Annotated in this window: 5 protein-coding genes; 3 read left to right on the top strand and 2 right to left on the bottom strand. The window is 32.3% G+C overall.

Features of this window, described 5'->3' with window-relative positions; translation table 11 throughout:
- Positions 1-620 precede the first annotated feature (620 nt).
- The 3 genes from ACT8VG_RS07320 (at position 621) to ACT8VG_RS07310 (ending at position 2,684) form a co-directional block, all read left to right on the top strand.
- A complete protein-coding gene (locus tag ACT8VG_RS07320) occupies positions 621-1,724 on the top strand; it encodes a 5-methyltetrahydropteroyltriglutamate--homocysteine S-methyltransferase (protein ID WP_444195521.1) in 1,104 nt (367 codons plus the stop codon).
- A gap of 92 nt (positions 1,725-1,816) precedes the next feature.
- Complete coding sequence (locus ACT8VG_RS07315; protein WP_217107238.1) at positions 1,817-2,353, top strand: hypothetical protein; 537 nt, start codon at positions 1,817-1,819, stop codon at positions 2,351-2,353.
- Between the two features lie 76 nt (positions 2,354-2,429).
- Entirely contained in the window at positions 2,430-2,684 is a 255-nt protein-coding gene (locus ACT8VG_RS07310) for a DUF4177 domain-containing protein (RefSeq protein ID WP_187011808.1), read from the top strand.
- Between the two features lie 38 nt (positions 2,685-2,722).
- Here the strand turns inward: ACT8VG_RS07310 and ACT8VG_RS07305 are convergent, their stop codons facing one another.
- Positions 2,723-3,970, bottom strand: a complete 1,248-nt coding sequence (locus tag ACT8VG_RS07305; protein ID WP_444195520.1) for an MFS transporter — start codon at positions 3,968-3,970, stop codon at positions 2,723-2,725.
- A complete protein-coding gene (locus ACT8VG_RS07300) occupies positions 3,942-4,724 on the bottom strand; it encodes a zinc dependent phospholipase C family protein (protein ID WP_331874404.1) in 783 nt (260 codons plus the stop codon). Before ACT8VG_RS07300 ends, ACT8VG_RS07305 begins: the two co-directional genes overlap by 29 nt.
- Positions 4,725-4,980 lie beyond the last annotated feature (256 nt).

Raw genomic sequence — 4,980 nt, 5'->3', positions numbered from 1 at the left:
GAACCGATGGTCGAAGAGTTGCAGTCTTCTGCCTTACCAACTTGGCTATGGAACCATTGCTTCATGGCGCTCGTATAATATACTATGGATTTTAGATAATTGCAAGAGTTTTTAAGAAAAAAGTTGAAAAAAGTGTATAAAATATAATTCATTTCTTCCATGAGAAAACCTGATAATCGGTTTTGTGATGGAATAATCAATATAATTTACATTTCTAATATAAATCACATAATTCTCTTAAAATTAGTAGTCATAATAGAAAACAAGGAGTGATAATTATGTATAAAGAAATAATTTTATCTGTAATTAAAACCTCATTACCATTAATGATTGTTTTGATTATATTACAATATATATTTAGAAAACAATCTACATGCATATTAATAGAATTTAATGTCGCTTATTCAATTGTTCGTATGATGCCTTTAGTTAGTTCTATGCATACTCTAGGTATAAAAGGAATTATAACACTTATAATATGTTTTCTGTTTTTGAATATGAGTACATTGCTGATGTATCGTATTCATAGTCTCAATCTATAAAGAACTAACATTTATTAGTATTTCTACTTGCAGAATATCTCTGATACAATGAACTCACGCAAAAGGGAGATAATTAAGATGAATAGATATGATTATGTAGGTAGTTTCTTAAGACCTGAGAATCTTAAGAAGGCAAGAAGAGATTTTGAAAATAATACAATTAATGCAGAAGAATTAAAGAAGGTAGAAGATGAGTGTATTACAGAACTTATTACTAAGATTAAAGAATTAGGTTATCATACAATCACTGATGGAGAATTTAGACGTTCTACATGGCATTTAGATTTTATGTGGGGATTTAATGGTGTAGAACATAAAAAGACAATAGAAGGTAATACAACATTTGATGGTGAAGCAGCAATGATTGATGATACTTATGTCACAGGAAAAATCAGTTGTGATCATCATCCTTTCATAGAACATTTCAAATTTGTAAAACAGTTTGAAGATGAAAATACAGTAGCCAAACAGACTATCCCTTCACCAGGGCAGTTCTATGCTTATTTTACTGGTGCACAGCTACTTAGAAATACATTAAGTATTTATGAAAATGAAGAGGCTTTCGCAAAGGATGTAGTTAAAGCTTATGTTGAGTTTATTCATGAAATTTATGATGCAGGATGTCGTGTGTTACAGTTTGATGATTGTGTATGGGGTGGTATGGTCAATCCAAAGCTTGCATGTGGCCTTACAGGACGATCTGGTGACGCATTAAAAGACTATAAAAAGAGATTATTAGAACTTAATAATGAAGTAGTTGCACAAAGTCCAAAAGATTTAGAAATTAATACACATGTATGTCGTGGTAATTATCATTCTACATTCTTTAGTTCAGGTGCTTATGATAGTGTGGCTGATCTATTATTTGGTGAAGAGAATGTGAATGCATACTACTTAGAATATGATGATGAAAGATCAGGAGGATTCAAGCCTCTTGCAAAAGTATCTGGTGATAAGAAGGTTGTCTTAGGATTAATCACTACTAAACGTCCAGAATTAGAAGATAAAGAAAAAGTGATTCAGAGAATTAAGGAAGCAAGCAAGTATATTCCTCTTGAACGCTTATCATTAAGCCCACAATGTGGTTTTGCATCTTGTGAGATTGGTAATAAACTGACAGAAAAAGAACAATGGGCTAAATTAAAACTTGTAAAAGAAATCGCAGAAGAAGTATGGGGTTAATAAGAATCCTCTAGGAGATCCTAGAGGATTCTTTTGTGTCTTGTAGTATATTAATGGATACAATATAATTTATGTATAAGAGGTGAACAGATATGATAGAAACTATAATTAGATATATAGTTATTGCGATTGTGCTAGGTGTTGTTGGTGAAGTGATATCTCATTTATCTAGTAAAATGATTGATGAGAACATAAGTACTACACATTATAGAGTCAAAGCACCAGCAGTGTTGAAGTATGCCTGTATGTCACAGTTCATTCTAGGATTGATTATGTTTCTTGTATTTAGTTATTTTTATCTGAAAGGCAATGAAACAGTAGAAATGGGACATCTGTATTTTTCTTCTATCTTTGGAGCTATTGGCTTATATGGTGTGGCCTGGGCATCTATATGGGGTGTAAAAGTAGATGATTCGCAATTAGAGATACATAGAATATTTCATGTTAAGAAGGTATTATGTATCACTGATATTAGACAAGTAATCATTGATAAGAAGGATGCAATGATCTTGTATGATAAGATGGGAAAGAAATTGATTAAGATAGATGCTTTATCGGATCATTATGATCATTTACTGAATCTATTAAAGTCACAAAATATAGAAATATCAAATAAGCACCTTAAATAAGGTGTTGTCAAAGGCTTACTTAACGCATCTAAGAATCATTTCTACTATAATTGAAATATAGAAGGGAGGTATTCTTATGTGGGATGATGTTGCAGGTAAAGCTTCACATGTTAATAGAGATAAGTATGTTGTATTGCAGGTGGTACTTACTGAAAAGTTTCTAGGTACAGGATCTGGTACAAAGAGTTTGACGAATCTACAGGCTGAAATCAATAAGCAGGCTGAAAAAGGATATAGGTTACACACTATTTCTACTTCATCTTCTGGATCAAAAGGATTCCTTGGAGGAGATAAGATTCAGGCAACAATGGTATTTGAAAGAATAGATTAAAAAATGAGCTGTAACGCATATGTTACAGCTCATTTATTTTATAGTTTTGCGGCTTTTTGGAAGAAGTAGAATCCAATCACAAACATTACTGAAATCATTGCCACGCCATAGTTCATATGTCCTGTAAGCTGTGAAATGAGTCCTACAAGAGTTGTACCCATGAAGGATGCACCCTTACCACAGATATCAAATAAACCAAAGTATTCACCTGATTTCTTAGGTGGAATAATCTTCGCAAAATAAGAACGAGATAATGCCTGAATAGCTCCCTGGAACATACCTACAAAAATAGCTAAAATCCAAAATTCCCATTGTTTATCTAACTGAATCGCAAATAAGGCAATACCAGTATAGGCAACAATACATACTTTAATAAGTTTATCTGTTGGGTATTTCTTAGATAAACGTCCAAAGATGAGCGCAAATGGGAAAGTAACAATCTGAGTTACTAATAAGGCAATTAATAATCCATTTGTATTAAGTCCAAGGGCACTGCCATAGGCAGTGGCCATTTCAATGATTGTATAAACACCATCGATATAGAAGAAGAAAGAAATCAAATAGAAGAATACTTTCTTGTCTTCATTTAAAGTAGAAAGAGTATATCCTAAACGTTTAAAACTATCACGAATAGGATGTTCCTGTTTCTCTACGAAATTTACCTGTTTATAGTTCTTTAAGAGTGGTAATGTCATGCCCAGCCACCATAATGCATTGATTAAGAAGGCGATTGTCATAGCACCGTTAAATGGAATACCCATCTTTTCATAGAATAAGACGAACACTAAGCTGACTACAAAAGGCACACAGCTTCCAATATAACCCCATGCATATCCTTGAGATGAAACATAGTCCATACGCTTGTCATCTGTAATATCTAAAAGCATGGAATCATAGAAAATCAGACTTGCATTATAACCAATCTTCGCAATAACGAATACACCTAAGAATATAATCCAAGACTTAGGAACTGAAAAACAGGCTAAGCCCATTACACCTATGATCATACTAATAGTAAAGATTGGTTTCTTATATCCTTTTGTATCCACAATAGAACCAAGCACTGGTCCAATAATAGCGACAATAAGAGTTGTGAAAGAAGATGCATAACCCCAATAAGCTAAATAGTTGACTTCACTGATCTTTGCGAGAGATGCAAGATAGTTAAAGTAAATCGGGATGATAGTAGCAACAAGTAGGATAAAGGCACTATTACCTACATCATACAAAATCCAGTATTTTTCTAGTTTAGTTAGTTTATTCATAGTTTCTATTAAACCTTTCATTTAAGTAATCATCATCAAGATGGTCAACATACTCATTAATGAGTGATACGGCTAAAGGTACTGCTTCATCCTTCATTTCTATTAAATGATTGATATCATTGGCAGCATGTTCATCTTTTTCATAGTTAATAAGTAATCCTTTATATTCTTCATACATACCACCTAACTTCATTACACTTAAGACAAAGTTTCTCTTTAATTTAGTAGGAGCAACAAGCCACTTTAAGATAAATAGTAGATCATGTAATGCTTTATCTACTTCTTCAGCCTTTAAATCAAAGAAAGGTGCAATGACCAACGCAATTGCATAATCAGGATGAATATGAGTTGTTAAATTGGCAGTTAAAGGATCTTTTCCAACTCTTACAAGTAATTCTCTATCTAATTCAGATTCTAGTAAACTGTGGGTCATAGATAAAGTATTCTCTAATACACCAATTTCAGGATGTAAAGAACTATCTAATGTAAAGTGAGTAATAAATCCAATAGTATAAGCGAGTGTTGCATCTGTGGCATCCTGTTTAATTAGTTCTTTTGCATGTTTAAAGAAAGAATTGGCAGGAAGCTGATGCATTCCAAATCCTAATGATTTAACTGGATTCTTTTTATAGACATCATAATAAAAAAGAATATCTGGACCATGAATCCCAATATGATACAAATCAATATAGGGCATAATCCTCTTCTTGATGCTTTCATCAAGTTGATCTAAAACCTGTTCACCAAAAACGTAATGTGTATAACCTGCTGGCATAAAAAACCTCCTAGAACCTATTATAAGCAAGCATTTCTTAACATATATCAATTTTAGATTACAATTGTGTTAAGATTGTGTATCTTTATTATACATTAAACACCTTATTTAAGTGAAAATTTCAATCATTTCAAAAAAATAAATACAAAATTTATCTAAAAAACAGGCAGAAATACCCACCACCTCAATATAGAATATAGGTGGGGGATGAATGCCGTTAATGCATCTGATAGAGAAATTTGGAGTAAGAAATAGT

This window comes from Catenibacterium sp. (genome assembly GCF_052354645.1).
GTDB lineage: Bacteria > Bacillota_I > Bacilli_A > Erysipelotrichales > Coprobacillaceae > Catenibacterium > Catenibacterium mitsuoka_A.
The sequence above is the reverse complement of the archived record's forward strand: the minus strand, read 5'-3'. Positions and strand labels throughout refer to the sequence as shown.

Coding starts and splice junctions, on each gene's coding strand:
- ACT8VG_RS07300 (WP_331874404.1), bottom strand. CDS start 4,724: ATGCCAGCAGGTTATACACATTACGTTTTTGGTGAACAGGTTTTAGAT.
- ACT8VG_RS07315 (WP_217107238.1), top strand. CDS start 1,817: ATGATAGAAACTATAATTAGATATATAGTTATTGCGATTGTGCTAGGT.
- ACT8VG_RS07320 (WP_444195521.1), top strand. CDS start 621: ATGAATAGATATGATTATGTAGGTAGTTTCTTAAGACCTGAGAATCTT.
- ACT8VG_RS07305 (WP_444195520.1), bottom strand. CDS start 3,970: ATGAAAGGTTTAATAGAAACTATGAATAAACTAACTAAACTAGAAAAA.
- ACT8VG_RS07310 (WP_187011808.1), top strand. CDS start 2,430: ATGTGGGATGATGTTGCAGGTAAAGCTTCACATGTTAATAGAGATAAG.